Source organism: Actinomycetes bacterium (assembly GCA_022599915.1).
Taxonomy (GTDB): domain Bacteria; phylum Actinomycetota; class Actinomycetes; order S36-B12.
In genome coordinates, this window is sequence record JAHZLH010000006.1 from 1 (window position 1) to 25,810 (window position 25,810).

The 25,810-nt window shown below is 59.5% G+C and carries 25 protein-coding genes; 21 read left to right on the forward strand and 4 right to left on the reverse strand.

The features are described 5' to 3' along the window. The 3 genes from K0U62_01125 to K0U62_01135 all read left to right on the forward strand — a co-directional run. Positions 1-1,030: hypothetical protein (locus K0U62_01125; protein MCH9800117.1), on the forward strand; the 1,030-nt coding region annotated here is incomplete at its 5' end. 131 nt (positions 1,031-1,161) lie between these two features. Further along, entirely contained in the window at positions 1,162-1,500 is a 339-nt protein-coding gene (locus K0U62_01130) for an integrase core domain-containing protein (protein ID MCH9800118.1), read from the forward strand. Positions 1,501-1,987: 487 nt separating this feature from the next. After that, entirely contained in the window at positions 1,988-2,476 is a 489-nt protein-coding gene (locus K0U62_01135; protein MCH9800119.1) for a DUF1772 domain-containing protein, read from the forward strand. 27 nt (positions 2,477-2,503) lie between these two features. Here K0U62_01135 and K0U62_01140 read toward each other — a convergent pair whose 3' ends face one another. Further along, a complete protein-coding gene (locus K0U62_01140) occupies positions 2,504-2,659 on the reverse strand; it encodes a hypothetical protein (GenBank protein MCH9800120.1) in 156 nt (51 codons plus the stop codon). An 89-nt stretch (positions 2,660-2,748) separates the two neighbouring features. On the opposite strand from K0U62_01140, the gene K0U62_01145 reads away from it, so the two are divergent. From K0U62_01145 to K0U62_01160, 4 genes are all read left to right on the forward strand, one after another. Further along, positions 2,749-3,534, forward strand: a complete 786-nt coding sequence (locus K0U62_01145; protein MCH9800121.1) for a hypothetical protein — start codon at positions 2,749-2,751, stop codon at positions 3,532-3,534. Between the two features lie 315 nt (positions 3,535-3,849). Beyond that, positions 3,850-5,775, forward strand: coding sequence for a threonine--tRNA ligase (gene thrS / locus K0U62_01150; protein ID MCH9800122.1), 1,926 nt, complete (start codon positions 3,850-3,852; stop codon positions 5,773-5,775). Then, the gene (locus tag K0U62_01155) at positions 5,772-6,347 is read left to right on the forward strand and encodes an HIT domain-containing protein (GenBank protein ID MCH9800123.1); all 576 of its coding nucleotides are present in this window, start codon (positions 5,772-5,774) and stop codon (positions 6,345-6,347) included. The genes thrS and K0U62_01155 overlap by 4 nt, the downstream gene beginning before the upstream one ends. Before the next feature lie 125 nt (positions 6,348-6,472). After that, a complete protein-coding gene (locus tag K0U62_01160; GenBank protein MCH9800124.1) occupies positions 6,473-7,168 on the forward strand; it encodes a response regulator transcription factor in 696 nt (231 codons plus the stop codon). A 9-nt stretch (positions 7,169-7,177) separates the two neighbouring features. Here the strand turns inward: K0U62_01160 and K0U62_01165 are convergent, their stop codons facing one another. Then, positions 7,178-9,289, reverse strand: a complete 2,112-nt coding sequence (locus K0U62_01165) for an elongation factor G-like protein EF-G2 (protein MCH9800125.1) — start codon at positions 9,287-9,289, stop codon at positions 7,178-7,180. Between the two features lie 207 nt (positions 9,290-9,496). Here K0U62_01165 and K0U62_01170 point away from each other — a divergent pair, with 207 nt between their 5' ends. The 14 genes from K0U62_01170 (at position 9,497) to K0U62_01235 (ending at position 24,266) form a co-directional block, all read left to right on the forward strand. After that, complete coding sequence (locus tag K0U62_01170; protein MCH9800126.1) at positions 9,497-10,045, forward strand: CDP-alcohol phosphatidyltransferase family protein; 549 nt, start codon at positions 9,497-9,499, stop codon at positions 10,043-10,045. Next, on the forward strand, positions 10,042-10,950 hold the full coding sequence (locus K0U62_01175; protein MCH9800127.1) for a phosphatidylinositol mannoside acyltransferase: 909 nt from the start codon (positions 10,042-10,044) through the stop codon (positions 10,948-10,950). The genes K0U62_01170 and K0U62_01175 overlap by 4 nt, the downstream gene beginning before the upstream one ends. Further along, positions 10,950-12,146 carry a glycosyltransferase family 4 protein gene (locus tag K0U62_01180; GenBank protein MCH9800128.1) on the forward strand — a complete coding sequence of 399 codons (1,197 nt, stop codon included), beginning with the start codon at positions 10,950-10,952 and terminating at the stop codon, positions 12,144-12,146. Before K0U62_01175 ends, K0U62_01180 begins: the two co-directional genes overlap by 1 nt. Then, complete coding sequence (locus tag K0U62_01185; protein MCH9800129.1) at positions 12,143-12,691, forward strand: hypothetical protein; 549 nt, start codon at positions 12,143-12,145, stop codon at positions 12,689-12,691. Before K0U62_01180 ends, K0U62_01185 begins: the two co-directional genes overlap by 4 nt. Before the next feature lie 89 nt (positions 12,692-12,780). Beyond that, positions 12,781-13,683: a pyridoxal 5'-phosphate synthase lyase subunit PdxS gene (pdxS, locus tag K0U62_01190; GenBank protein MCH9800130.1), complete on the forward strand. Its 903-nt coding sequence runs from the start codon at positions 12,781-12,783 to the stop codon at positions 13,681-13,683. Continuing rightward, positions 13,680-14,270, forward strand: a complete 591-nt coding sequence (gene pdxT, locus K0U62_01195; protein ID MCH9800131.1) for a pyridoxal 5'-phosphate synthase glutaminase subunit PdxT — start codon at positions 13,680-13,682, stop codon at positions 14,268-14,270. The genes pdxS and pdxT overlap by 4 nt, the downstream gene beginning before the upstream one ends. Before the next feature lie 12 nt (positions 14,271-14,282). Further along, positions 14,283-15,032, forward strand: a complete 750-nt coding sequence (locus K0U62_01200) for a YebC/PmpR family DNA-binding transcriptional regulator (GenBank protein ID MCH9800132.1) — start codon at positions 14,283-14,285, stop codon at positions 15,030-15,032. Between the two features lie 57 nt (positions 15,033-15,089). Further along, the gene (locus K0U62_01205) at positions 15,090-16,769 is read left to right on the forward strand and encodes a WS/DGAT domain-containing protein (GenBank protein MCH9800133.1); all 1,680 of its coding nucleotides are present in this window, start codon (positions 15,090-15,092) and stop codon (positions 16,767-16,769) included. A gap of 91 nt (positions 16,770-16,860) precedes the next feature. Continuing rightward, positions 16,861-17,364, forward strand: coding sequence for a crossover junction endodeoxyribonuclease RuvC (gene ruvC, locus K0U62_01210; protein MCH9800134.1), 504 nt, complete (start codon positions 16,861-16,863; stop codon positions 17,362-17,364). After that, on the forward strand, positions 17,361-17,963 hold the full coding sequence (ruvA, locus tag K0U62_01215; GenBank protein MCH9800135.1) for a Holliday junction branch migration protein RuvA: 603 nt from the start codon (positions 17,361-17,363) through the stop codon (positions 17,961-17,963). Before ruvC ends, ruvA begins: the two co-directional genes overlap by 4 nt. Continuing rightward, complete coding sequence (ruvB, locus tag K0U62_01220) at positions 17,960-19,009, forward strand: Holliday junction branch migration DNA helicase RuvB (protein ID MCH9800136.1); 1,050 nt, start codon at positions 17,960-17,962, stop codon at positions 19,007-19,009. The genes ruvA and ruvB overlap by 4 nt, the downstream gene beginning before the upstream one ends. A gap of 47 nt (positions 19,010-19,056) precedes the next feature. After that, entirely contained in the window at positions 19,057-20,811 is a 1,755-nt protein-coding gene (gene secD, locus K0U62_01225; GenBank protein MCH9800137.1) for a protein translocase subunit SecD, read from the forward strand. Positions 20,812-20,816: 5 nt separating this feature from the next. Then, positions 20,817-21,920, forward strand: a complete 1,104-nt coding sequence (gene secF, locus K0U62_01230; GenBank protein ID MCH9800138.1) for a protein translocase subunit SecF — start codon at positions 20,817-20,819, stop codon at positions 21,918-21,920. A 75-nt stretch (positions 21,921-21,995) separates the two neighbouring features. Then, on the forward strand, positions 21,996-24,266 hold the full coding sequence (locus K0U62_01235) for a bifunctional (p)ppGpp synthetase/guanosine-3',5'-bis(diphosphate) 3'-pyrophosphohydrolase (protein MCH9800139.1): 2,271 nt from the start codon (positions 21,996-21,998) through the stop codon (positions 24,264-24,266). 24 nt (positions 24,267-24,290) lie between these two features. Here the strand turns inward: K0U62_01235 and K0U62_01240 are convergent, their stop codons facing one another. Together K0U62_01240 and K0U62_01245 are read right to left on the reverse strand one after the other, a co-directional pair. Beyond that, positions 24,291-25,613: a DUF349 domain-containing protein gene (locus K0U62_01240; protein ID MCH9800140.1), complete on the reverse strand. Its 1,323-nt coding sequence runs from the start codon at positions 25,611-25,613 to the stop codon at positions 24,291-24,293. Further along, positions 25,613-25,795, reverse strand: a complete 183-nt coding sequence (locus K0U62_01245) for a hypothetical protein (protein ID MCH9800141.1) — start codon at positions 25,793-25,795, stop codon at positions 25,613-25,615. Before K0U62_01245 ends, K0U62_01240 begins: the two co-directional genes overlap by 1 nt. Positions 25,796-25,810: the final 15 nt, after the last annotated feature.

Genomic DNA, 25,810 nt, shown 5'->3' on the forward strand with positions numbered 1-25,810 from the left:
AGCCGATAGTTGGGATGACACTCGTCCGCTTCTCAACGACATGATCGCGCGATTGGGCCAAGAACTTCGCCAGGCGGGAAAGTTGTTGTCCGTAACCGTTCCGGCCGGAGTCAGTCCCTTCCTTGCTGACGGCAGCCCGAGGCCTGGAGGCGGCTACACGGTATTCGATTGGGCAACGCTGTCAACTAGCGTGGATCGACTTCGCATCATGACCTACGACTATTCCTTTAGTTCGCCAGGCCCGATCGGTCCGTACAACTGGGCGCGCGAGGTCACTCGAAGCGCAGTTGCTCAGGTCGGCAGCCAACAAAAAAGCAAGCTCTACGTTGGTTTGCCGCAATACGGAAAGTCCTGGTTCCAGAAAAAGGGCAATCGTTACGTAACCTTCGGCAAGTGCAACTCCAAGTGGCAACCAACGGATCCTGGCTCCATCTCATTAAGTCCCACCGCGGCCAACCGTCTGGCCAAAGACCGCGGCATCACACCCAAGTTGGACAAACAATCCAAGGAGTACACCTACACCTACAAGACAAAAGTGAGTGGATCCTGGAAAACATCGGTAGGAGACAGCCGCAGCTCCAGTTGCACGGTTCGCAAAGAAGTCTGGTTTAGCGCAAAGCAGGCTGCGGCGGGGCGGGCAACAATCGTTGAGGATTTCGGTATCGGTGGAACAGCCGTCTGGACTTACGCAACCATGGCGAACGGCAGCTTCAAAAAACTAGCCCCGCTCACCAAGGGCAAGTTCCGACTCAAGGCCAAGGCGGATTCAAACAAAGTCGAACCGAAAAGTACGTTGACCATGACCGGCACGATGAAACCCAAAGAATCGGGAACGAAGGTAAAGCGTCAACTGAAGAAGAACGGTAGTTGGCGAACGAAGCAGAAATCAAAAACGGCAGCGAACGGGAAAGTGGCTTTTACCTTCAAGGCACCCAAGCGGGGTCAAGAGTTCAAGTTACGACTGGTGGCTAGCGAGACTTCGAGGCACGGCCGAATACGCAGCAATGTCGTGAAAATCAAGCTCCGCTAGGTGAAGTAAATCTTCACTTACGCCGTTGGTGTGTGGGCCGAAGCGAGGGAGGACCCAGCCAGCCGGACCCTTTTGGTTGGTGCGGGTGATTTGAGAGTCGGATACCCCTTGCCGGGAAGGAAGGCTCGATCATGAGTACAAGACGGCGTAGGAAGCACACGCCTGAGCAGATTGTCCGCAAGCTTCAGGACGCTGTTCGGATGCTAGCCGAGGGTGAGGATGTAGCGGCGGTTTGCCGTCACCTGGAGGTCTCGGAGCAGACGTACTACCGGAGGCGGAACCCCTTCATCGAATCGTTCAATGGCCGCCTGCGCGATGAGTGCCTGAACATCAACGAGTTGTGGTCACTGACCCAAGCCAGAATGATCATCACCGATTGGAAACACCAATACAATCATCACAGGGCACATAGTGCGCTGGGCTACCAAGCCCCGGCGATCTACGCGGCTCAATGCACGCACAGGAAGTGACTCTCAAACACCCCGGACCGATCCAAGGGGTCCCCTCACAAGCTTTGGCCAAGGATGATGGGTTTGCCGCAGGACTGGCAGGAATTTTCGTAGTTATCGATAAGACATTGCCATCACAACATCATCAGCCACTCAACAATGACTTGTACTCATTGCCGAGAGGCGCTGCGCTCGGACTCAATTTCGACGAACTAGAACTCATCAACGCGCGTGACCGTTAGTGTCGCCAGCAGATTCGTTGTCTGTGGCTATAGTAAAGGGTGTCCGATTGGGTTGGGAGGTGACGACATGGGCGGCTGTGGCTGTGACTGTGGTTCCAAAGATAAGTAGGGCAGTAGGTAGGGCATGCGGCGTTGCATATCGGGTCACTGCGGCTCTTTGACTTGAGGACGACCTGTCGGCGTGACGCCGAGGCAACTTGGTCATTCTCATCGGCGACGAATGTCGGCATTGATGCCTAGGTCGCATCTACGGTAAACCTGTCGCAATGTCTCTTCTGTTCGTTCTCCTCGCAACATTTTCGGCACTCGCCTATGGAGTACTGGCTGGCGTCTTTCTGGCCTTCTCGGATTTCATCATGCGATCGCTCGCTCAAATTTCCGATGGCGGTGGCCTTGAGGCCATGCAGGCGGTTAATCGGGAGGTATTCCGTACCGTCTTCATGGTCCTCTTTATTGGTATGGCGCCCCTGTCGGTTGTCCTCACGGTGCACGAACTTGTCTGGGATGACGGCACGGCCGCCCTGATGATCGCGGCCGCAGGACTCATCTATGTATTGGGGTGCGTTGGGGTAACCGTCGGGGGCAACGTACCGCTGAATCAAGAACTTGACCGGATGGAATTGGGTCGCGAAGCCGCTGAGACTTTTTGGCGAGATACGTATGTACCTCGATGGACTTTCTGGAATACGATCCGTGCTTGTGCGTGCGCAATATCCGCGACCTTGGTGATCCTAGGATTGGCTTGGCCGCTGTAGACACGCTGTTGCTAGGCGAGTCTGCAACTAGGCGATGCCACTGAACTCCCGCGGCGCTCGGTAGCCGGCAGCTTCGACGGGCTCTGCTGACGAAGATGCCGCAGACGGATCGTCCGACTGGGTGGAACGAGCCGACAGCAGGAGAATTGCAGCAGCAGCGGCAACGGTGAGAAGGAAGTACATGGCTCACCTCGCGGCGGACACTACTGGGTATCTTGCAATGAAGCAGGCCAAGATATGGGGCATGCAGTCGCAGCCGATGGAGTGGACAGGTGAGGTACGTGGAGGTTCTCTTCACCATCGCGATGGCTGTTCACATTTCGGCTGGGGTTTTGGCTTGCCTGGTTATTTTCCCGCTGCAGATATTCGGTCCCAAGCGGCAGTTGCACCGTCGTGTGGGTCGTCTGGGCGTTGTCGTGGCTTGGATCATCGCAATTTCAGGATTCGCGATGTTAGCCAACCCGCTGTTCTCGTCGTTTTGGAGTGAGGAATCGGAAAGCCTCGGGATTGAGGGTCGCAGTTTCCAAGCCTTCTTCGCGGAAATGACCTACGAACCGCTGTTCTTTCTGTACCTGGACGTCATCTTGCTCTATCTGGTGGTGACGGGCGTGGGCACGTGGGCCAGAGTCGCCGCAGGCACACCCGACGGAGCGGTTCCGCCTCGCACTGCTGACAAGGTATGGAATGCGGTGATGCTGATTGTGCTGCTCAGTCAAGTAGCACTGGGCCTGGTAGACCTAGGTAGCGATTCGCTATACACGTTTGCCTCGCTGGCAGTTGCAGTGGTGATGTTGGCGGTAGTGCTGTGTGACGTACTGACCTGGCGGGACCAGGGTCGACGAGTGAAGAGATGGTGGCTCCTGCACGGCGGCAAACTTTTCACGGCGTGGGGTGGCTTGGTGTATGCGGTTTCACTTCGCTGGCGCATGAGTCAGGGACTGGAAGGTCGGACTGACACTCTCTTACCGTTGCTGTTAGTGCTCGGCCTCGGCGCAGTAGTCGCCTTCGGTGTCCACCAGGCCTACCGGAATCGGTTAGAGCAACCAGCCGTCTCCTAGTAGCCAGCAGCCCAGTTATCGGGCGATTGACTCCAACAGCACGTCCCGATACTGACGCTCAATGTGCCGATCGACCCTGCAGGGATTGGCGACTGCTGTTGCCGAGACTCGGCCCGTTCACTGAGTCAGACACCTGGCGAGAGTGCCGACTGCCGGTGCCAGCGGACGAACTCGCCACACATACCTGGGGTGACAGTGCTGGGGCCGATACCATCAATCTGCAACACAGACGGTTGCGATCGGACTGGAGAACTCGTGGCACGAATCAACCTGGCCCTCCCGGAAGGCAAACAGGAGCGCGACCTTGAGCCGGGGATGACCGCCCTCGATTTGTTCCGCGACGATCGGCGGGTGGTAGTTGCGCGGATCAACGGGGAACTGCGGGATCTGGATACGGAGTTGCACGACGGTGATGAAGTAGAACCAGTCGACATCGAATCTGACGAAGGTCTGTTCGTGATGCGGCACTCGGCTGCACACGTGATGGCGCAGGCAGTGCAAGAGCTCTACCCCGGAACCATGCTGGGGGTCGGGCCGCCAATCACCGACGGGTTTTACTACGACTTTGATGCACCAGAACCATTTCACCCCGAGGACCTCAAGAAGGTCGAAAAGCAGATGCAACGGATCATCAAGACCGGGCAACGGTTTCGGCGCCGCGCGATCTCGGAGGACGAGGCACGAGCAGAACTTGCAGACGAAAAGTTCAAGCTGCGCCTCATCGGCAGCGAAGGCGGCGCCGAAGTGATGGAAGTTGGCGGGTCAGAGCTGACCATCTATGACAACGTAAATCGCACCGGCGACATCGTTTGGAACGACCTGTGCCGCGGACCCCATGTGCCGGACACCCGCTACATTCCGGCAAACGCGGTGAAAGTCATGCGCAGTTCCGCCGCCTACTGGCTCGGTGACCAGAGCCAAGAAGATCTGCAGCGGATGTATGGCACCGCCTGGCCGAGCAAAGAGCAACTGAAGCAGTATCTGGACTTTTTGGCTGAGGCCGAACGACGGGATCACCGCCGGATTGGGGCGGAACTGGATCTGTTCTCGTTCCCAGAAGAGATCGGATCTGGGCTACCGGTCTTCCATCCCAAGGGTGGAACGTTGCGCCGCGTCATGGAGGACTACTCGCGGCGGCGTCATGAAGAAGCCGGGTATGAGTTCGTTAACACCCCACATGTGACTAAGGGTGGCCTGTTCGAAACCAGCGGTCATCTGGAGTGGTACGCCGACGGCATGTTTCCCAAGATGCATCTCGATGAGGAGCGAGCCGAGGAAGGCCACATTAAGAGGCAGGGTCAGGACTACTACCTGAAACCCATGAACTGTCCGTTCCACAATCTGATTTATCGCAGCCGTGGTCGGTCCTATCGGGAACTGCCGATGCGGCTGTTCGAGTTCGGATCGGTCTACCGATATGAACGCTCCGGAGTGGTCCACGGCCTGACGCGGGTCCGTGGCATGACTCAAGACGACGCCCACATTTACTGCACTCGCGAACAGATGCAAGATGAACTGAAGTCATTGCTGCGCTTCGTGCTGGATCTGCTGAAGGACTTCGGACTCGATGATTTCTACCTGGAGCTGTCCACTCGTAACCCGGACAAGTATGTCGGTGATATTGCCGAATGGGATGAGGCGACTGAGGCGCTACGACAGGCCGCAGAAGATTCCGGGTTGGAGTTAGTCCCAGACCCGGGCGGCGCCGCCTTCTACGGACCCAAAATCTCGGTGCAAGCCAAGGACGCGATTGGCCGCACCTGGCAGATGTCCACCATCCAGTTGGACTTCCAGTTGCCGCGACGTTTCGAACTGGAGTACGCGGCACCCGATGGCACCCGACAGCGGCCCATCATGATTCACCGCGCGCTGTTCGGATCCATCGAGCGCTTCATCGGTGTGCTGACCGAGCACTACGCAGGGGCTTTTCCGGCCTGGCTGTCACCAGTTCAAGTTGTCGGGATTCCGGTGGGGGACGGTCACGTGGATTACCTGGCTGAGGTGGTGGCGAAACTGCGGGAGCAAGGTATCCGCGCCGAAGTCGACGCTGCCCCAGATCGGATGCAAAAGAAGATCCGCAACGCTCAGAAGCAGAAGATCCCGTACATGCTGATCGCGGGGGATGACGACATGGCCGCCAGCGCCGTTTCGTTCCGCTATCGGGATGGTGAGCAAAACAACGGCGTTCCGATTGATGAGGCCATTGCGGAGATTGTGGCAGCGGTGGAGTCACGCGTATGAACACCGGACCAGTCGGGGATCGCGATCCAGAGCAGGAAGCTCCGCTCGCTGACGGGCTGGAACGATTGTGGACGCCGCATCGGCTGGGCTACATCCGGGGTGAAAACAAACCCACTGACAGCGGCCCTGGTGACCAGTGCCCGTTTTGCCGGGTGCCGGGTCTATCGGATGTCGAGGGGTTGATCGTCGCGCGCGGCGAATTGGTGTTCGCCGTTTTGAATCTGTATCCGTACAACACCGGGCACGTACTCATATGTCCCTATCGGCATTACGCGGACATCACCGAAGCGACGGCCACCGAACTGGCCGAAATGAATCAGTTTTCGCAGCGGCTAATGGTGGCGATCCGACATGCAATGCAGCCACACGGCTTCAATCTTGGTGTGAATCAGGGTGAAATCGCGGGGGCCGGGATATCGGCTCACCTACATCAGCACATCGTGCCCAGATGGGGTGGTGATGCGAACTTTATGCCGATCGTGGGTCGGACAAAGATTCTGCCGCAGGAACTAGCTGACACTCGGCGAGTCATCGCGGAAGCCTGGGAGCACAGCGATGTGGGTATGGGTTGACGAGTTCGCCATCGCGGTCGGCGGGGTTCCTGGGGTAGGGGTCGCTCCGACCGCCGAACTTCGCAATAATGCGACAGCGAGGCGATTTGTGTGGTGACTCGAACGGCAAGGCGATTTGGGGAGAGATGACCGGCGCGACGGCACTAGTGGTGGAAGATGCGAGGGAGATTGCCCGCATCCTCGAAATTTTGCTGGCCGGTGAAGGCTACGAGGTCACGGTTCGTGACACAGGTGAAGCTGCCTTGGATTGGGTCAAACAGAATCGACCCGAACTCATTATTTTGGATCTCACACTGCCGGATGGCGATGGCGTAGAGGTCTGCCGCCAAATGCGCAGCCACACAGATGCCTACGTCATTATGGTGACGGGACGTGCTGGCGAGATGGACAAGGTCGTCGGGCTATCGGTGGGTGCCGACGACTATCTCACCAAGCCCTTCTCCCCCCGGGAACTGACAGCCCGGATGCGCGCGATGCGTCGCCGTCCCCGCCGTGAGATCGACAACGAAGGCCTCCGCCAGTTTGAGGGCATCAGCGTGGACCTTGGCGCTCGTGAGGTAGATATCAGCGGTGAACAGGTCACGCTAACCAAGATTGAGTTTGACATTCTGGAGGCGCTCACCTCGTCGCCTCGACGAACCTGGAGTCGGGAACGGCTGATGGACATCGTGTGGGGGGAGCCGCAAGACAACCCACATATTTTGGATGTCCACGTGGGCAACCTGCGCCGTAAACTCAAGCAAACGGGCTCGGACACGAAGTTCATTTCTACGATTCGAGGTGTCGGGTACCGCTTCGAACCTCGGCCCAAGGTCGATTAGTCCGGACGGTCAGTCGTCGCTGGCTTGCGTCAGCAAGGTAGACACCAACCGGTCGGGCACGCGTTCATGACCGCTCGGCTGTCGGCTGAAGGTAGCGGATCCGTGACTCACCGCCCGAAGGTCAATCGTGTAGCGAGTCAACTCTGCTGCTGGGACTGTGGCCTGGATCCGAGTGAGCCCGCCAGCTAGCGATTCAGTACCGCTCATCCGACCTCGTCGCGCGGACAGATCACTCATGACTGCGCCGACATATTCGTCCGCGACCTCGATGATGACCTTGTCCACCGGTTCCAGCAGCACTTCACCGGCGCTGGCGGCCGCTTCGCGTAGTGCCAAGCCAGCCGCGGTAGCGAACGCCATGTCGGAGGAATCCACCGAATGGGACTTACCATCGACAATGGCGATTTCGAGGTCCACGAGTGGGAATCTCAGCGCGGCGCCGTCGGCCATCGCCTGTTGCAGTCCCTTGTCCACTGCAGCGATGTAGTGGCGCGGGATGGCGCCGCCGACCACCTGGTCCACAAACCGGTAGCCCTCACCGGGGGCGAGTGGGGTGACCTCAATGTCTACGATCGCGTACTGGCCATGTCCACCTGATTGCTTGACGAGTCGACCTTGCCCGCTGGCCTTGGTCTTGAGGGTCGCGCGCAGCGGAATCCGTTGGGGTGTTGCCGTGACTGACACGGCATAGCGGTTTTGCAGGCGGTCCAAAATCACATCGGCATGAGTTTGTCCCATGCACCACAGCACCACTTGACGAGTTTCTCGGTTACGTTCCACCCGAACTGTCGGGTCTTCGGCCGCTAGCCGATGCAATGCGGTGGACAGTTTGTCTTCGTCTTGGCGAGTGTTGGCTGCTAGCGCTACGGGTAGCAGCGGGTCGGGCATGGTCCAGGGCTCCACCAGCAGTGGCTGATCAGGTGAAGATAACGTGTCACCGGTTTCTGCCGCCGCTAGTCGCGTGACGCACACCAGATCTCCCGCTCGACCGGCCGCAACTGGCACCAAATCCGGGCCCAGCGCGGAGGAGATCGCACCAATGCGTTCGTCCTCGTCGTGATCCTCATGCCCGCGATCACTCAGGAAATGTCCCGACACATGCAGCACAGCATCGGCGGTGAGGGTGCCGCTGAACACGCGAACCAAACTCAGCCGACCGGCGAACTGATCCGATGTGGTCTGGATAACCTCCGCACACAAATCTCCGGTTGGGTCGCAGGCAAGCGGAGCACTGGCCCGACCCTCAGGCGTAGTGGCGGCAGGTAGAGCATGCTCGGCCGGAGTGGGAAATCCGTTGACGATCACGCTCAAGATTTCCGTGACCCCGATGAGTTTTTCGCCGAGTACTACCGGAAGTACCGGATGAAAATGCCCTCTGGCCACTGCCTTCTCGAGGTCTTCGTTGAGCATGGTCATATCGAGTTCTTCACCGGTCAGGAAGCGATCCAGCAAGGTCTCGTCCTCTGATTCGGTGATGATTCCCTCAATGAGTGCGCTGCGGGTGTCCTCCGTGATTTCCAGATGTTGTGCTTCGGCGGGTCGCTGGGTGACAGAGTCGTCGGAGTAGTCCATGATCGTTCCGCTCAGTAAGGCAATCAGCCCCGCGACCGTTTCGTCATCGGCTAACAGTGGAAGGTACATCGGCTGCAGTTCCTCACCCAACGCTCGTTGACAGCGAGCCACCGACTCGGTGAAATCGGCACTCTCCTTATCCACTCGGGTGACTGCCACCGCCCGCGGCATTCCCAGGGCTTCGCACTCCTGCCACAGGAGTTGGGTGGCGGCATCGATGCCGTCGATAGCTGAAACCACAAACAGTGCTGCGTCCGCCGCTCGGAGCCCTGCGCGCAACTCACCAACAAAGTCCGGATAGCCGGGCGTATCGAGCAGATTGATCCGGGTGTCCGCAAACTCAAATGACAGCGGCGTCAGGGTCACCGACCTACCCATAGTCTGTTCGATGGGGGTGTGGTCCGACAGGGTGCCGCCGTCGCGTCCTCGTTCGCGAATGGCGCCGGCAGCAAACAGTAGGGCTTCCGCGAGTGCGGATTTGCCACTGCCGGATGGTCCGACCAGCACAACATTGCGGATGGCGGGCTCCCTCATGCTGACTCCTCCCATCAACGGTTGAACCTGTTGTGCAGAGTCTGTCACTCCCGCTGGTCGTGCGTGGTGCGACCATCAAGATGCGTTTGTCAGTACGATCGTGCTGTCCGAGTTTCCGGCGAAAGGCCCCTGGTGCTCAATAATCAAGAGACCCGCAGCGTGGTGGCGAAGTTCATCGACCCACCGGCACGAGGACTACTCAAACTCGGGGTAACGCCAGACATGGTTACCTTTGTCGGTGCGGCTGGTTCCAGCGCTGCCGCGTTGTGGTTCTTCCCCCGCGGTGACTTCGTCTGGGGCGTCGTGGTCATTTTGTTGTTTGTATTCAGCGATCTGCTGGACGGAACCATGGCGCGCATGCGCGGTACGGCAGGACCGTGGGGCAACTACCTCGACTCCACACTGGATCGAGTGACAGATGGTGCCATCTTCGGCGGACTGCTGATCTATTTCGCCTCCCGCGGAGACTCCGTGACTACCGCTGCTGCCTGGGTCTGTCTGGTGGGCGCGTTTACCATTTCCTACGCAAAAGCCCGGGCGGAAAGTGTGGGGGCAGAGGCCAACGTCGGGATTGCCGAGCGAGCCGAGCGACTCATCGTGGCGTTGCTAGCCGCTTTACTGACCGGGCTGGGGCTGGATTGGGCGCTGCCGGTAGCACTGCCGGTTTTGGCAGTGCTAGTGGTCATCACCGTGGGGCAGCGATTCGCCCATGTTCGCAAGCAGTTGGCAAAGCCAGTCCCGGAGAGCGACGATGCGGAGGCGGCGGAGTGATCTCAGACAACTTCGCCTACCTGGGATATTCGGTTGGCTGGTCCGCCGTGCGACGGATGTCGGAAAAACGCGCGTACTCGGTCTTTGCTCGTGGCGCCGACCAGGTCTGGCGACGGCACGGCCCATCGGTCAAGCAATACGAAAAGAACCTGGCTCGAGTCTTGCCCGACGCCGACGCGCAGCAGATTCGACTCGCTTCCCGGGACGGTTTACACAGTTACGCCCGCTATTGGTGCGACGCCTTTCGGATGCCGGACTGGCCGATGGAGAGAATCATCAACCTTCCGGTCGAAGGTGTGGAGCATATCGACCAGGCGGTGGCGGCGGGGGAAAAGCTTTTTTTCGTGGTGCCTCATGCCGGAAATTATGACTGGGGTGCGGCTTTTCTTGCTCAGCGTTACGGCAGTTGCACTACAGTCGCCGAAACGCTGAAACCTGAGAAGCTGTTCAAGAAATTTGAGGCCTTCCGAACCGAACTCGGTATGGAAATCATCGGTACCAAGACACCGAACATCATTGAGACTTTGGTGCAACGGGTGGATAGCGGAGTGCTGTGCGGTGTGGTCGCGGATCGAGATCTGTCTCGACATGGGGTGCCGGTGCAGTTCTTCGGCGAACCGACCACGTTCCCGCGTGGTCCAGCCGTGGTGGCGCGCCGCACCGGCGCAAAGATTCTGCCGGTGAGTTTCTACTACACGCGGCAATCTGCAGCAGCCACCATCCTGCCGCCGATCGAGCCGGTCATCACCGACGACGAGGATCACGACGTCAAAGCCAATACCCAGCTCGTTGCGGATCAGCTGCAGGTAGGGATTGCTCGACACCCCACCGACTGGCATATGCTGCAGCCGCTGTGGCGAGCTGATCTAGATCCGAATCGTGGTCCGCGCACTCGGGAGACGTAATGGCCGAAGAGTCGCTCAAGGTCGGCATCGTCTGCCCCTACGCGTGGGATAGCCCTGGTGGGGTGCAGTTTCATATCCGCGACTTGCGGGACGCCTTGGAACGGGAGGGCCACTCGGTATCGGTTCTCGCCCCAGCTGAGGACGAAGAGAATCTGCCGGATTATGTCGTGTCCACCGGCAAGCCGGTGGCGGTGCGGTACAACGGGTCGGTTGCGCGGCTCAACCTGGGTATTCGATCCACACGCAGGCTGCGCGAATGGATTCGCAACGGTGAGTTCGATGTCATGCATGTCCACGAGCCGATCTCGCCGGGAATCTCCGCCGTGGCGATTTGGGCGGCACAAGGCCCAATCGTGGCAACGTGGCATTCATCCATGGAGAAGTCCCGAGCACTATCGGCGGGATTTTCCCTCGCCCAAACCATTATGGAGAAGACTCGGGGCAGGATCGCGGTGTCCGAGCTGGCTCGACGCACCCTGGTGGAGCATCTCGGTGGCGACGCGGTTCTGATTCCCAACGGTGTCGAATGCGCCCACTTCGAAACCGGAACGGCCTTTGACGGCTGGCCGGGAGAGGGCGGGGCACTGTTTTTCCTTGGCCGGCTCGATGAACCCCGAAAAGGTCTTGCGGTGCTGTTGGGTGCGCTACCGGAGATCGCCGAGCGACACCCCCGGGTTCGATTGTTGCTGGCCGGGCCAGGGGATCAAAAAGAGATCTTGGCCAGTTTGGCGCCTGACATTGCAGAAAAACTGACTTTTCTCGGGCTGGTGTCAGAGGAAGACAAGGTCAACGCTTTTCATTCCGCCGATCTGTACATTGCACCGAACACCGGTGGCGAGTCATTCGGGATCGTATTGCTGGAATCCATGGCCAGTGACACCGCGGTTGTGGCCAGCGATCTGGAGGCCTTTCGGCGAGTGCTGGCAGAAGGTCAGGCGGGTGCGCACTTCCGCAACGGCGATTCGGCCGATCTCGCCCGGGTGGTCAACGAGCTGCTTGCTGATCCGACGGAGCGGCGACGGTTGGTAGCAGCGGGCCGGGAACGAGCAGCCCTATACGACTGGTCACGGGTGTCGCGCGAGATCGTGGACGTCTACCGCAGTGTTCGGATGCCAGGGGAGAAAGTCACCGAAGATCTCCGGGGACAGTTCGTCGGCCGCATCGCTCGGGCAACCAAAGGCAAGGCTGACTCATGAGTTGGTGGGTATGGCTGATCATTCTGTTGGTGGTCTTGGTGCTGTTTGGGTTGTACTTGTCGCAGACCGCAGGCCGACTAGATCGGCTGCATCGCCGAGTCGATGCGGGCCGAGTGTCACTGGATCGTGCCCTGTTGGAACGGCAGACGGCGGCGAGCCAAGTGGCTGGGGCGCTGCTACCTGATCCCTTTACGGCGGAAGTCATTACCGATGCCGTTCGGGAGGCGCGCCGCGCCGATGCCGCGGAGGACCTCACCAGGGGTCTAGCGGAATCCAATCTGTCACGAGTCTTGGCTGCCACCTTTGACGATTCGGAGGCAGTCGCGGAGGTTGCGGCCGGTGCTGATGGAGAGTTGATGAATGACCTGGAGAGTTGCACCCGTCGAGTGCAGCTATCACGCAGGTTCTACAACGACGCGGTGCGGGCCTGCAGAGATGTGCGCGACAACTGGTGGGTGGGCAAGTTTCGGCTCGCTGGGCACACTCCACTGCCGGAATCATTTGAGATGGATGACGTCCCGCCACCTGGCTTCGGAGTTCGTTGAACGGGTGGCATTCCGCCCTTGGATTGGGCCCTTACGCGTTGCGGCCCTACCATAGAGGCAGTCGCCGCAATCCTTGTTGGAGGGATCCCATGAGCCAAGCAGGCATCGACTCCGTAGTCGGCACCGATCGGGTAAAGCGCGGTATGGCCGAAATGCTGAAGGGTGGCGTCATCATGGACGTCGTCACCGCAGAGCAGGCCAAGATCGCAGAAGATGCTGGCGCGTGTGCGGTCATGGCGCTGGAGCGCGTTCCTGCCGATATTCGGGCAGAAGGCGGCGTTTCGCGGATGAGTGACCCCGACATGATCGAGGGCATCGTCGCCGCAGTCTCCATTCCGGTGATGGCGAAGGTGCGAATCGGCCACTTCGTGGAGGCGCAAATCCTGCAGTCACTGGGCGTGGATTACATCGACGAATCAGAGGTGCTGACACCGGCTGACTACGACAATCACATTGACAAGTGGCAGTTCACGGTTCCCTTCGTCTGCGGAGCCACCAACCTGGGGGAAGCGCTGCGGCGCATCAACGAAGGTGCGGCCATGATTCGCAGCAAGGGCGAGGCCGGGACCGGAGACGTCTCGAACGCCACTACTCACATGCGCAAGATCAGAGGCGAGATTGCCAAGCTGTCCTCGATGGCGCCAGACGAGTTGTACGTCGCGGCCAAAGAGATGCAGGCTCCTTATGACCTGGTGGCCGAAATAGCGCGGACTGGTCAACTTCCGGTAGTGCTGTTCACCGCTGGCGGCATAGCGACCCCTGCAGATGCAGCGATGATGATGCAGTTGGGCGCGGACGGTGTCTTCGTAGGCTCCGGAATCTTCAAATCCGGCGACCCAGCCCAACGAGCACACGCGATCGTGCAGGCCACCACCAACTTTGACAATCCTGACGTACTGGCCAAAGTTTCGCGGGGTCTTGGTGAGGCCATGGTCGGCATCAACGTAGAGGATCTCCCGGTGGACCACCGGCTGGCGGAACGCGGCTGGTGACCCGACCGCGGATCGGCGTTTTGGCGCTGCAAGGCGCTTTTCGGGAGCACATCTCCATTTTTTGTTCGTTGGGGGCTGACGCGGTCGCGGTCCGGGAAGCCAGCGAACTAGCCGGTATCGACGCGATTGCCATCCCCGGTGGCGAGTCCACCACCATGTCCCGGTTGGCCACCGACCTCGATCTTATTGAGCCGTTGGCCGACAAAATCGCTTCCGGCACCCCGGCACTAGGTACTTGTGCGGGAATGATCATGCTCGCCGACACGGTGTTGGACGGTCGGGACGATCAGCGAACGTTTGGCGGCCTCGATATCGAGGTCCGCAGAAATGCATTTGGCAGACAGACCGAGTCATTTGAGGCGCCAGTCCCGATGCCGGAATTAGATGGGGCTGACTTCCCGGGAGTCTTCATCCGGGCCCCCTGGGTGGAGCACGTGGGCGCAGACGTTGAGGTGTGGGGCCAAGTTGAGCATGCTGCAGGGTCTAGGATCGTGGCGGTGCGGCAGGGTGCGGTCCTGGCAACAGCCTTCCATCCTGAACTCACCGCGGACGACCGGGTGCATCGCCGGTTTTTGTCCTTGATCTAGCGAGGAGGCGACATGTCGGGCCATTCCAAGTGGGCGACTACCAAGCACAAGAAAGCTGTAGTCGACGCGAAACGGGGCAAACTATTCGCGAAACTTGTCAAGAATGTTGAAGTTGCAGCGCGGCAAGGTGGCGGCGACCCGGCCGGTAATCCAACCCTTTACGACGCCATCCAAAAGGCGAAGAAGAACTCGGTACCCAACGACAATATTGACCGAGCGGTCAAGCGGGGTTCTGGTCAAGAAGAGGGTGGTGCTGAGTACGAAACCATTATGTACGAGGGCTACGGGCCCAGCGGGGTTGCGCTACTAGTGGAGTGCCTGACCGACAACCGCAACCGGGCTGCCAGCGAGGTTCGCACCGCGATGACCCGTAGCGGCGGTTCCATGGCCGATCCCGGTTCGGTCGCCTATCTCTTCGCTCGCAAGGGCGTGGTGATCGTGCCAGCAGCTAGCGCGGATGAGGACGAGATCTATGAGGCGGTGTTGGAGGCCGGAGCGGAAGAGGTCAATGATCTCGATGGCTCGTTTGAGGTGGTGAGTGAGGCCACGGACGTGGTGCAGGTGCGACAGGCGCTGCAAGCAGCCGGCATTGACTACAACTCCGCGGAGGCGACCTTTCTGCCCAGCGTCACCGTTCAGCTGGAGGAAGATGATGCTCGCAAAGTCTTTCAGATGATCGAAGCCTTAGAAGACTCCGACGATGTGCAAAATGTCTATGCAAACTTTGACGTTTCTGACGAAGTGATGGCTGCGGTTGGCTGATATCTAGTTCCTCGCGCGAAAGCAGCGGTTCAATGGGTAGCCTCGCGGTCAGACGAGGTGACGAGAGGAGTCGATGTGGGCGAACTCGATGAAGCGGTGCGTGGGGTCAATGATCTGCGTGCGGTGGGACAGCAATTAACCGGCTTTGATGCCGCCACCTGGCGAACCGCCTCCGTGGATCGCAGCATGCGCTCGACCGTAGTTGCGGTGCTGCTTTTCGAGCACGCTCCGGACTGGAAACGGCTTCGAGCAAGATTTGATCGACTGACCCGGATGGTGCCGGTGCTACGCGAGCGGCCGTTGTTCGGCGCAGTAGGTGTCTCCGCGCCGCGAATGGCTGTCGACCCGGAGTTCGACCTAGACATTCATTTGCGCCGCTTTCAGTTGATTCCTGGTAGTGGCTGGGGTGAAGTGCTGGCGGAGGCGCGTCGGATGAGCCTGACTGACTTCGACCATGCCCGGCCGTTATGGGAAGCCGTCTTGGTGGAAGGGCTGCCAGATGGCCGCGCCGCGATCATCATGAAACTGCACCACGCCATCGCAGACGGCCAAGGTGCGGTACTCATTGGGTTGAACTTGTTTGAGTTCACGCCAGATGGAAACCCCGACGAGCCGGAAGCCCCACCAGCCCCGATCGGTGAAGATGTTTCGATCACGTCAGTGTCGAAGGCCAACATTCAAGACAACCTGTCTCGGGCCTTTGACGCGGCGGTGAAGGGAGCCAAAATAGTGGCTGATTTTGCGGTTGGCTCGGTCAAGGCCCCGCAGGAAACCATTGGCGAGGCCGTGGATATGGCCAGTTCACTGGGTAAGTTCGCCGCCGTTCCGGAGTCATCGTTATCCCCGTTAATGAATCGCCGCTCTGACATGTACCGGTTCGCCACGTTCGAGTTGCCGTTCGATGAGATCAAGCGGATCAGCAAAGAGCGGGGCGACACCGTCAACGACACCTTCTTGGGGGCGGTAACCACCGGGCTGGCCGCCTATCACGAGCGGCACGGCAAATCTGCCGAGCAGTTGCGGTTCAACATCCCGATCAGTCTGCGCAAGACGGTCAAGGACGGCAGTTCTGCTAACGCCGTGACCATCGCGCGGCTGGAACTGCCGGTCAGCGATATCACCATCCGGGAACGAATCGACTCAGCCCACGACGAAGTTCGTCGCTGGCGGGATGAACCCGCGCTCACCTTGGTTAATCCGCTTGCGGAGGCTAGCTGGGTGCTCCCGGTGCCGATGTTGGCCTCGGTGGCGCGCACCAGCGACATCACCGTAAGTAATGTGCCTGGCCCCCCGGTACCGATTTACGTAGGTGGGGCGCAGCTCATTGGCACCTGGCCGTTGGTGCCAACTGTGGGAGCGGCAGCCAACATCACCTTGGTGACCTATGACGGCACCGCCTACATCGGTGTTTCGGCTGACCAAGCCGCTGTTCCCGATATTGAGGACTTTATTGGCGATTTGCGGGCTGGATTTGACCGGGTGCTGGCTGGTAAGCCCGCAGGTGTCACCAATGATCCGGGTGAGACCGCGGTGAAGCAGAAGGCTAGGCGAGCCAAACATGCGGCAGGTACGACAGCGAGGGTCGCCAAAGCCTCAGCCAAGCGAGTGACGCGCAGCTCCAATAAGTCGACTGCAAAGAAATCGACGGCAAAGAAGTCGACGGCGAAGAAGTCGACGGCAAAGAAATCGACGGCAAAGAAATCGACGGCGAAGAAATCGACTGCCAAAAAGAAGTAACAGGCTGCTAGACACGCGGGCAGATTTGCTCGGGAGGACCACCGGCTCCGGCTAGGCTACCGAACACACGTTCGATCAGGCTGGAGGTCTGATGCGGGTTCTCGGCGTCGATCCTGGCTTGACTCGCTGCGGCATGGCGGTGGTCTCGGCAGCTTCGGGACGGCGAGTGGAACTGGTCAGCGTGGCTGTGGTGCGTACACCCGCCGAAGACGACCTCCCCGTGCGACTACACCAAATCCACAAGTACGCGACGGAACTCATTGAGACGGCCCAGCCTGATGTGGTTGCGGTAGAGCGGGTCTTTTCGCAGCACAACACCCGAACCGCCATGGGAACGGCACAAGCGGCAGCAATGGTGATGCTGGCGGCGCAAACGGTCGGTATCCCCGTGCACAGCCATACGCCGAGTGAGGTTAAGGCGGCGGTTACTGGCTACGGCAATGCGGACAAGGATCAAGTGGCGGCCATGGTGGTCCGGTTGTTGCGGCTGAAGGAGACGCCACGACCGGCTGACGCCACTGATGCGCTCGCGCTTGCCATCTGTCACGCTTGGCGATCGCCACTTCTTCAACGACTGCGAGAGGTTCGAGCATGATCGAGTTTGTTAGGGGCGAAGTGCACCAAGTCGCGGCCACCCATGTCGTAGTGGATCTAGGGGGTATGGGAGTTCGGGTGCAGGCCACACCAGGGACGATCGCGGACTTGCGCGCTGGTGACACCCGCACCATCCCGGCATCGCTGGTAGTTCGGGAAGACTCCTGGACGCTGTTCGGCTTTGCGGACGCTGAGGAACGGGAAATCTTCGAGACAGTGCAGTCGGTCTCCGGCGTTGGCCCCAGAACTGCCCTTGCCTTGGTCGGCACCCTGACCGCTGAGGGACTGCGGCAGGCCGTGGCGAACGAGGACGAACGCGCGCTGATGAAGGTACCGGGTATCGGGAAGAAGGGTGCGCAGCGGATCTTGTTGGAGTTGGCTGACCGAGTAGGTGCCCCTAGCTCTGCGGAACTAGCGCAGGTGGCATCGGCGGACGAGTCCGTGCGACAGGTAGTCGAATCGGGGTTGGTCTCCCTAGGGTGGTCTAATCGAGAGGCTGAAACCGCGTTGAAGAGTGTCGCGCAGGATCAACCGGAACTATTGGCCTCCGGTCCGGTAGCAGTAGCACTGCGGGCCGCGCTGCGGGAGTTGCAGCGATGAACGTTGAACGACTAGTGAGCCCGGAAGTTGCCTCCGGCGAATCCGCCTTTGATTCCGCCTTGCGTCCTACTCAACTCAAGGATTTCGCTGGACAGCCACGGGTTGGCGACCAACTCGACCTAGTGCTCACCGCCGCTCGGCGCCGGGACCGCGCACCAGACCATGTCCTGCTGAGTGGTCCACCCGGGCTCGGCAAGACCACGTTGGCGGGCATCATCGCCGCCGAGATGGGTGCACCGCTACGAATCACAAGCGGACCAGCACTGCAGCATGCTGGCGATCTAGCAGCAATCTTGACCAGTTTGCAGCCAGGTGAGGTGCTGTTCCTCGATGAAATCCATCGCACCTCGCGGGCAGCGCAAGAGTTGTTGTACATCGCGATGGAAGACTTTCGAGTAGACGTGGTGGTCGGTAAGGGTCCAGGTGCCACGGCAGTTCCACTGGATTTGGAGCCATTCACTTTGGTGGGTGCCACCACGCGGGCCGGCTTGTTGCCAGGACCACTGCGCGATCGGTTCGGTTTCACCGGGCACCTGGATTTCTATGGCGATGATGACCTCGCCGGAATCTTGTCGCGATCAGCCGACCTGATGGAGGTGACGGCGCAAACCGACGGCCTGCGGGAGATCGCCGGTCGCAGTCGAGGTACCCCCCGGGTAGCCAACCGCCTGCTACGCCGGGTTCGTGACTACGCAGAGGTGCACGGAGACGGGATTGTTGACCACAACGTGTCGCTGGCGGCGCTCGAACTGTACGAGGTCGATCAACTGGGGCTGGACCGGCTCGATCGGGCGGTACTCGAGGCAGTCGTCCGCAAGTTCGCTGGGGGTCCGGTGGGGCTGAACACTCTTGCGCTGGCGGTGGGGGAGGAAAGCGAGACGGTAGAAACGGTGGCGGAGCCGTTTCTCGTCAGATTGGGCTTTTTGAGCCGTGGCTCGCGTGGTCGCGAGGCCACACCGGCCGGTTGGGCACACCTTGGGCTCACGCCACCAACGAAAGATTCGCCACAACTTTCACTTCAGAATGGGGACCTACCCGCTGAATAGCCAAGCACTAGGTAGGGTAGGGGGGCTCAACCTACGTTGGAGGTGTGGTGGCTGCACCGCAGTACCGGCCGGGCAAGTATCTATTGCTGCTCCTGCTACTTATCGTGGGGCTCACAGCGTGGGCCTTCGCACCAATCGATGGCTATTCGGTGACGCCGCGGCTAGGTCTTGACCTACGCGGCGGCACACAGGTGATTTTGGATCCCCAACCAATCACCGAAGGCGCTGAAATCACTGAGGAACAACTGCAACAGTCGGTGGAGATCATTCGGCAGCGCGTCAACGGCGTGGGTGTTGCCGAGGCGGATATCAGCATTCAAGGCACCGGTTCTGATGCCGTGATCGTGGTGTCTGTGCCGGGTGTGACCCAGGACCGAATCGTTGAGTTGGTGGGTCGTACCGCCCTGTTGGACTTCCGACCAGTGGAAAACATTCTGGATCCCGCGCCCGTCGGTGCAAACGAAACCGAGTCTGCGGACAACGCCAACAACAAGAACAACAAGAAGAACAACAAGAATCAGAACGAATCAGCAAGTCAGTCGGACGCCGGCGATACCGGTCCCACTGTGTCCGAACCCACCGATGAGGCAGCAGAAGACGAGTTGCTCCAGGGTGGCGACATCGTCCAGGCCAAAGTGAACGACGCTAAATTTCAGCAGGAAGTTCTCGCGCTGGACTGCAACGACACTCGTAATCAGTTGGGTGGCACCCCGGATGACCCCGAGTTGTGGCTAGGTACCTGTCAACGCGTCATCCCGGACAAAGAAACGCAAGCACCCGCGGCCAAGTACGTGTTGAAGCCGGCCTTTATCCGGGGGACTGAGATCACCTCAGCGGCAGCTCAGCTCCCGCAACAGGGTGCCGGGGGTTGGGTAGTGACGCTGTCCTTCGACTCAGAAGGTGCGTCGAAGTTGGCCGAAATTTCTGGTCAGTTGGTGAACTTGCCGCCCCCGACCAATCAGTTCGCCATTGTGTTGGATGGCGTAGTGGTGTCTGCTCCGTCCTTCGAGGAACAGATTCTTGGTGGTGAAGCCCAGATCTCGGGTAACTTCACCGCCCAAGAAGCAGAGGATTTGGCCAACGTCTTGAAGTTCGGTGCGCTGCCGGTCAAGTTGCAGGTGCAGCAGGTGGAAAGCATCTCCGCCACCGTGGGCGACAGCTATCTGCGTGCGGGTCTACTGGCTGGCATCATCGGCCTGATTTTGGTCGCGGGGTGGTTGATCTTCTACTACCGCATCTTGGGTGTGGTGGCAGCACTGAGTCTCGTGCTCGCCGGATGGATGACCTATTGCTTGTTCGTGATCTTGGGTAACACCATTGGCTTCACGCTGACTTTGGCCGGTGTGGCCGGTGCGATCGTGGCGATCGGTATCACCGCGGACTCGTTCATCGTGTACTTCGAACGTATCCGTGACGAGATTCGCGACGGCAAGTCACTGCGACGCTCCGTGGACGAAGGCTGGGTACGTGCCCGCCGGACCCTGTTGGCGGCGGACTTCGTCTCCATCCTGGCGGCGGTGGTGTTGTACTTCCTGAGTGTCGGGAACGTGCGCGGCTTCGCCTTCGCGCTCGGACTCACTACCGTCATGGACGTCCTCGTGGCCTTCTGGTTCACCCGGCCGAGTGTCACCGTGTTGGCTCGATCGGCGTGGATGCAAAAGGGCAGCTCCTTCACTGGGCTGTCTCCCAAGCGGCTGGGTGTGGAATCACTTGGGGGTACTCGGCGAGAACGAACCAGTCGAAGGTCGAAATCTAAGGCAGCAGCTAGTACCAGCAGTTCAGACAGTGGAAGCGAGGGCTGACTCCGATGTCAGGCATTGGTAACTTCGCACAGGGCCTCTACTCGGGGCGAGTTAGCTACAACTTCGTCGAGAGACGGAAGCTCTGGTACACCGTCTCTGGGATCATCCTGGCAATAACGCTGGGCTCACTTATTTTCCGAGGCTTGAACCTCGGAATTGAGTTCAAGGGCGGATCAGAATTTCAGGTGCCGCAGGCATCTTGTTCAGTGGATCAAGCCCAACAAGCGACAAACTCGGTCGCGGAGGGCCAGGCCGTAGTTACGGTCCTCGGCGACGGTACCTTGCGGATTCAGACCCAGAATGTCACTCCGGCCGAGAGCGACCAAGTCACCAGGGCGCTCGGTGAGGCCTGCGACGTCAAACCCGCGGATATCAAGATCCAGCTGGTGGGACCGACGTGGGGATCAGACGTCAGCAAGAAGGCATTACAAGGTTTGATTGTCTTCTTGATCTTGGTAACGATCTTCTTATCCATCTACTTCGAGTGGAAGATGGCGATCGCGGCGCTCGTGGCACTGGCGCACGACCTCATCATCACCCTCGGTCTCTACTCGCTACTGGGCTTTGAGGTCACACCTGCGACAGCTATCGGTGTGCTGACCATCTTGGGCTATTCGCTCTATGACACGGTGGTCGTATTCGACAAAGTCAAAGAGAACACCAGGGGTGTATTGGGTCAAAGTCGGCTTACCTACGCCGAGGCTGCCAACCTAGCGGTCAACCAGACCTTGATCCGCTCGATCAACACATCGATAGTCGCGCTGCTGCCAGTGGGGGCGATCCTATTCGTGGGTGCAGGTCTTTTGGGTGCGGGAACGCTCAAGGACCTGGCATTGGCGCTATTCGTGGGTATGGCCGCCGGCACCTACTCCTCGATCTGTGTGGCGACCCCGCTGTTGGCACAGTTGAAGGATCGTGAACCCGAGGTACAGGCGCTGAAGCGACGCGTGGAAGCCCGCCGTAAGAATACTGAAGATTCCGAGGGTGGCGATGGTGCCCCAGCGGCCACGGCAGCGGCGGTGAGTGGCTTGGGTGATTCCCGCTCAGTCACTGAATCCAGCGTCAGGCAACAGCCCCGACGTTCCAGCAGATCGAAGCGAAAGCGATAGCGAATCTTTGTGAGTTTGGCCGCAGAGTCGAGACGTTGGTGCCGGTAACTGCCTACACTGCCGTAAGGAGGAGCCGTGACGGAGCAGCCGACCACCTCAACCAGCGGATTCGATCCGGTGGCGTCGGTGCAAGCCGCCACCGAGCAGGTGTCCCGATTGCGGGACCGGATTGCTCGGCTCACACCGGGTGGTCGCAGCGGCTATCCCGAACTAGATCCGCTACTCCGAACCCTTAGGCAATATCACCCGCGCAACGACACCCGCATCATCGAACAGGCCTACGAGACCGCAGCACTGCTGCATCGGAACCAGAAGCGTCGATCCGGGGAACCGTACATCACCCACCCGCTAGCGGTGGCGACGATTCTGGCCGAGCTGGGGATGACGTCCTCGACGCTAGTGGCCGCGTTGCTGCACGACACCGTGGAAGACACCGGGTATTCGTTGGAAGCGTTAACCGAGGACTTCGGTGACGAGATCGCGGCACTAGTTGATGGCGTGACCAAACTAGATAAGGTGCAATACGGCTCCTCGTCTGGTGCCGAGACGGTGCGCAAGATGGTTGTCGCCATGGCCCAAGACATCCGCGTGATCGTGATCAAGCTCGCGGACCGGTTGCACAATATGCGAACCATCAACTGGTTGTCGCCGGCAAAGCAGAAGCAGAAATCCACCGAGACGCTGGAAATCTTCGCTCCGCTCGCGCATCGACTCGGGATGAACACCATCAAATGGGAGTTGGAGGATCTGGCATTCGCGACGCTGCAACCCAAGGTTTACGAGGAAATCGTGAACCTAGTGGCGAAGCATGCGCCGGAGCGAGATCAGCAGTTGAACAACGTCATTACCGCGTTGGACGACGACATGCGTACATCCCGGATCAAGACCGAAGTGACCGGGCGACCGAAGAACTACTACTCGATCTACCAAAAGATGGTGGTCCGGGGCCGTGACTTCAAGGAAATCTATGACCTGGTCGGCGTGCGGATTCTGGTGGAGACCGTACGGGATTGCTACGCGGTGTTAGGTGTTATTCACTCCCGCTGGAGTCCGGTGCCAGGCCGCTTCAAAGACTTCATTGCGATGCCGAAGTACAACATGTACCAGTCGCTGCACACCACAGTCATTGGACCGGCTGGCAAGCCAGTGGAGCTGCAGATTCGCACTTATCAGATGCATCGTGCGGCAGAGTTCGGTGTTGCTGCGCATTGGCGCTACAAGAACGGCGCCGTACCCAACAAAAGCGGACCCGACGATCTGGCGTGGATGCGACAGTTGTTGGACTGGCAGCGGGAGACCGAAGACCCGGAAGAGTTCCTCGATTCGTTGCGCTACGACCTCAGCAGCAACGAGGTCTTTGTCTTTACCCCCAATGGCGACATCATGTCGTTGCCGACGGGTGCGACCCCGATTGACTTTGCCTATGCCGTGCACACCGAGGTCGGTCATCGGTGTGTCGGGGCCCGGGTCAACGGCAGACTTGTTGCACTGGAATCGGAACTGGGTAACGGCGACAACGTAGAAATCTTCACCAACAAGGATGAATCGTCCGGGCCGAGCCGTGACTGGTTGCAGTTCGTCAAAAGCCCCCGTGCCCGCAGCAAGATCAAGGCGTGGTTCTCGCGGGAACGTCGAGAGGAAGCAGAGGAACGGGGGAAGGGGGCACTGACGCGGATCCTGCGGAAACGCAATCTGCCGATCGCTGATCTGCTCAATCAAGAAGTCTTGACTGAACTGGCCCATGACTTGCGACTCAACGACGTCTCGGCCCTCTATGCCGAGATCGGCGAAAACCGAATGTCCGCGGAGTCGGTGGTGAAGCGGCTGCTTGAGCAAGCAGGTGGCGTCGACGAAGTTGAAACCGTTCCCGGTCCGGATCGGGTCGCTCGGAAACAAACCGCCGGATCACCGGGAGTGGTGGTGGCAGGTGACCCAGATGTGTGGATCAAACTAGCTCGCTGCTGCACCCCCGTTCCTGGCGACGCGATTCTGGGATTCGTTACCCGCGGTCATGGCGTATCGGTGCATCGGGAGAGTTGTACCAACGTCAGCAGTCTGAAGGAGCAAGAAAACCGCATGGTTGAGGTTGACTGGGAGCCAACCGAGACTTCAGTGTTCCTCGTCAATATTCAAGTAGAGGCACTCGACCGGGCCGGGCTGCTTTCAGATGTCACTAGCGCGTTGAGCGAACAGCACGTCAATATTTTGAGTGCCTCAGTATCCACGAATAAGGAACGTCTGGCGCTATCGAATTTCTCTTTCGAGATGGCTGAACCACATCATTTGGGTGCAGTACTTCGATCCGTGCGACGGGTTGAAGGTGTCTACGACGCATATCGGGTGTAGCCGCAGCGGCTCCGGCCCGCAAGACTAATCGTCGGAGTATTCTGCCAATGCTGCCTCAGCCGCGTCCAGTAGGGCTTGCGTGGATTCCAACGATGCCTGGGCCTTGGCGATGGCCGACTGGTCCCCAGCTTCGGTGGCTTTGGCTAGATCAGCTTCGATTTTTTCCACCGAAGACCGGAAAGTCTTCGTTGTCGACTCCGCTAGCGCCCGTGCCGCGGGATCAGTTCGTTTCCACTCCGCTTGCTCCGAGTCGCGTAGTTTGCGCTCAGCGGCCCGCAGTTTTCGCTCCAACCCGGCTTTGGCGTCACGGGGAACGAAGCCAATACTGTCCCACTTTTCCATGAGCGCGCTGAGGCTGCGGCGGGTTGCCTGGGGGTCTTTGACCGGGAACAGCTTGTCGATCTGATCCAAGATGTCTTGCTTGGCTTTCAGATTTTCGCGTTCCTCATCGTCTTTGGCCGAGAACACTTTGCTGCGGGCGTCGAAGAAGACATCTTGTGCAGCGCGGAATGCCTGCCACAGTCGTTCTTCCTGGTCCCGTGCGGCTCGGGGAGCGGCCTTCCATTCAGCCATCAGATCTCGATAGGCGCGACTCGTCGGTCCCCAGTCAGTGGAGTTAGACAGGGCCTGAGCCCGTTGAATCAGCTGATCCTTCACCACTACGGCATCCGCGCGCTGTTCATCAAGCTTGGCAAAGAACTGTTTGCGAGCGCGATCGAAGGTGGAACGAGCAGCCTTGAAGCGATCCCACTGTTTCTGCTCTTCACTCTTGTCGAAGCGAGGCAGTGCCTTCCACTCGTCCAGGAGCTCGCGAAACCGTTGACCGGTGACCTTCCACTGTTCCGAGTTGGCGAGTTTTTCAGCCTCATCTGCAATTGCGGCCCGTCGGGCCAAAGCCTCACTACGTGCCTGCTCCTTGGCCTCGGTCAACTCCACCCGGCGAACGCCCACCAGTTCCGCAAGCGCATCGACCTGGGCGGTCAGCGCGGCGATGTCTCCGACAAATGCCGGTTCAGTGAGTGCTGCCTTCATCCGCTCCACCACCGCGACCGCCTGATCAGGGGTGGCTTGGCCGTTGCGCAACCGAGTGGTGGTCAGGTCCAGTTCAACCAACAAGTCTTGGTACCGGCGGCGGAAGTGGGCCAGACCTGCGGCAGGGTCACCGGCTGCCCATTGGCCCACGGACCGTTCAGTGCCATCCGGCAACTGCACGTAGATCGTGCCGTCGTCTGCGATTCGACCGTGGTCATTACCACCGTCAGGCGGTGATGCGGGTTTGCCAGTGCTGCGTGCGGGAACCGGGCCCGTAGGAGTGGGCCGAGGCGGTCCAGTAGGAGTTGGTGTCATCAGTTGAAGAATAGCCAGTTCAGCAGCACGCCACCGGTGGTGAGTAGGACCAGCGAGATAATCAGCACCCAGGCGACGATCTTGGTGCGGTCCGCTTTCTTGGCTTCCTGTCGACGTCGCTGTTCTTGACGTTCGTGCTTCTCGCGGGCCAACTTGCGCTCCCTCTTGTTACTGCTTGCCATGGCACCTCCTGTGCT

Excerpts from the sequence above, each read along its gene's own strand:
- K0U62_01130 (MCH9800118.1), top strand. The coding sequence starts at position 1,162 with ATGAGTACAAGACGGCGTAGGAAGCACACGCCTGAGCAGATTGTCCGC.
- K0U62_01135 (MCH9800119.1), top strand. The coding sequence starts at position 1,988 with ATGTCTCTTCTGTTCGTTCTCCTCGCAACATTTTCGGCACTCGCCTAT.
- K0U62_01140 (MCH9800120.1), bottom strand. The coding sequence starts at position 2,659 with ATGTACTTCCTTCTCACCGTTGCCGCTGCTGCTGCAATTCTCCTGCTG.
- thrS (MCH9800122.1), top strand. The coding sequence starts at position 3,850 with ATGACCGCCCTCGATTTGTTCCGCGACGATCGGCGGGTGGTAGTTGCG.
- K0U62_01155 (MCH9800123.1), top strand. The coding sequence starts at position 5,772 with ATGAACACCGGACCAGTCGGGGATCGCGATCCAGAGCAGGAAGCTCCG.
- K0U62_01160 (MCH9800124.1), top strand. The coding sequence starts at position 6,473 with ATGACCGGCGCGACGGCACTAGTGGTGGAAGATGCGAGGGAGATTGCC.
- K0U62_01165 (MCH9800125.1), bottom strand. The coding sequence starts at position 9,289 with ATGGGAGGAGTCAGCATGAGGGAGCCCGCCATCCGCAATGTTGTGCTG.
- K0U62_01170 (MCH9800126.1), top strand. The coding sequence starts at position 9,497 with ATGGTTACCTTTGTCGGTGCGGCTGGTTCCAGCGCTGCCGCGTTGTGG.
- K0U62_01180 (MCH9800128.1), top strand. The coding sequence starts at position 10,950 with ATGGCCGAAGAGTCGCTCAAGGTCGGCATCGTCTGCCCCTACGCGTGG.
- K0U62_01185 (MCH9800129.1), top strand. The coding sequence starts at position 12,143 with ATGAGTTGGTGGGTATGGCTGATCATTCTGTTGGTGGTCTTGGTGCTG.
- pdxS (MCH9800130.1), top strand. The coding sequence starts at position 12,781 with ATGAGCCAAGCAGGCATCGACTCCGTAGTCGGCACCGATCGGGTAAAG.
- K0U62_01200 (MCH9800132.1), top strand. The coding sequence starts at position 14,283 with ATGTCGGGCCATTCCAAGTGGGCGACTACCAAGCACAAGAAAGCTGTA.
- ruvC (MCH9800134.1), top strand. The coding sequence starts at position 16,861 with ATGCGGGTTCTCGGCGTCGATCCTGGCTTGACTCGCTGCGGCATGGCG.
- ruvA (MCH9800135.1), top strand. The coding sequence starts at position 17,361 with ATGATCGAGTTTGTTAGGGGCGAAGTGCACCAAGTCGCGGCCACCCAT.
- ruvB (MCH9800136.1), top strand. The coding sequence starts at position 17,960 with ATGAACGTTGAACGACTAGTGAGCCCGGAAGTTGCCTCCGGCGAATCC.
- secF (MCH9800138.1), top strand. The coding sequence starts at position 20,817 with ATGTCAGGCATTGGTAACTTCGCACAGGGCCTCTACTCGGGGCGAGTT.
- K0U62_01240 (MCH9800140.1), bottom strand. The coding sequence starts at position 25,613 with ATGACACCAACTCCTACTGGACCGCCTCGGCCCACTCCTACGGGCCCG.
- K0U62_01245 (MCH9800141.1), bottom strand. The coding sequence starts at position 25,795 with ATGGCAAGCAGTAACAAGAGGGAGCGCAAGTTGGCCCGCGAGAAGCAC.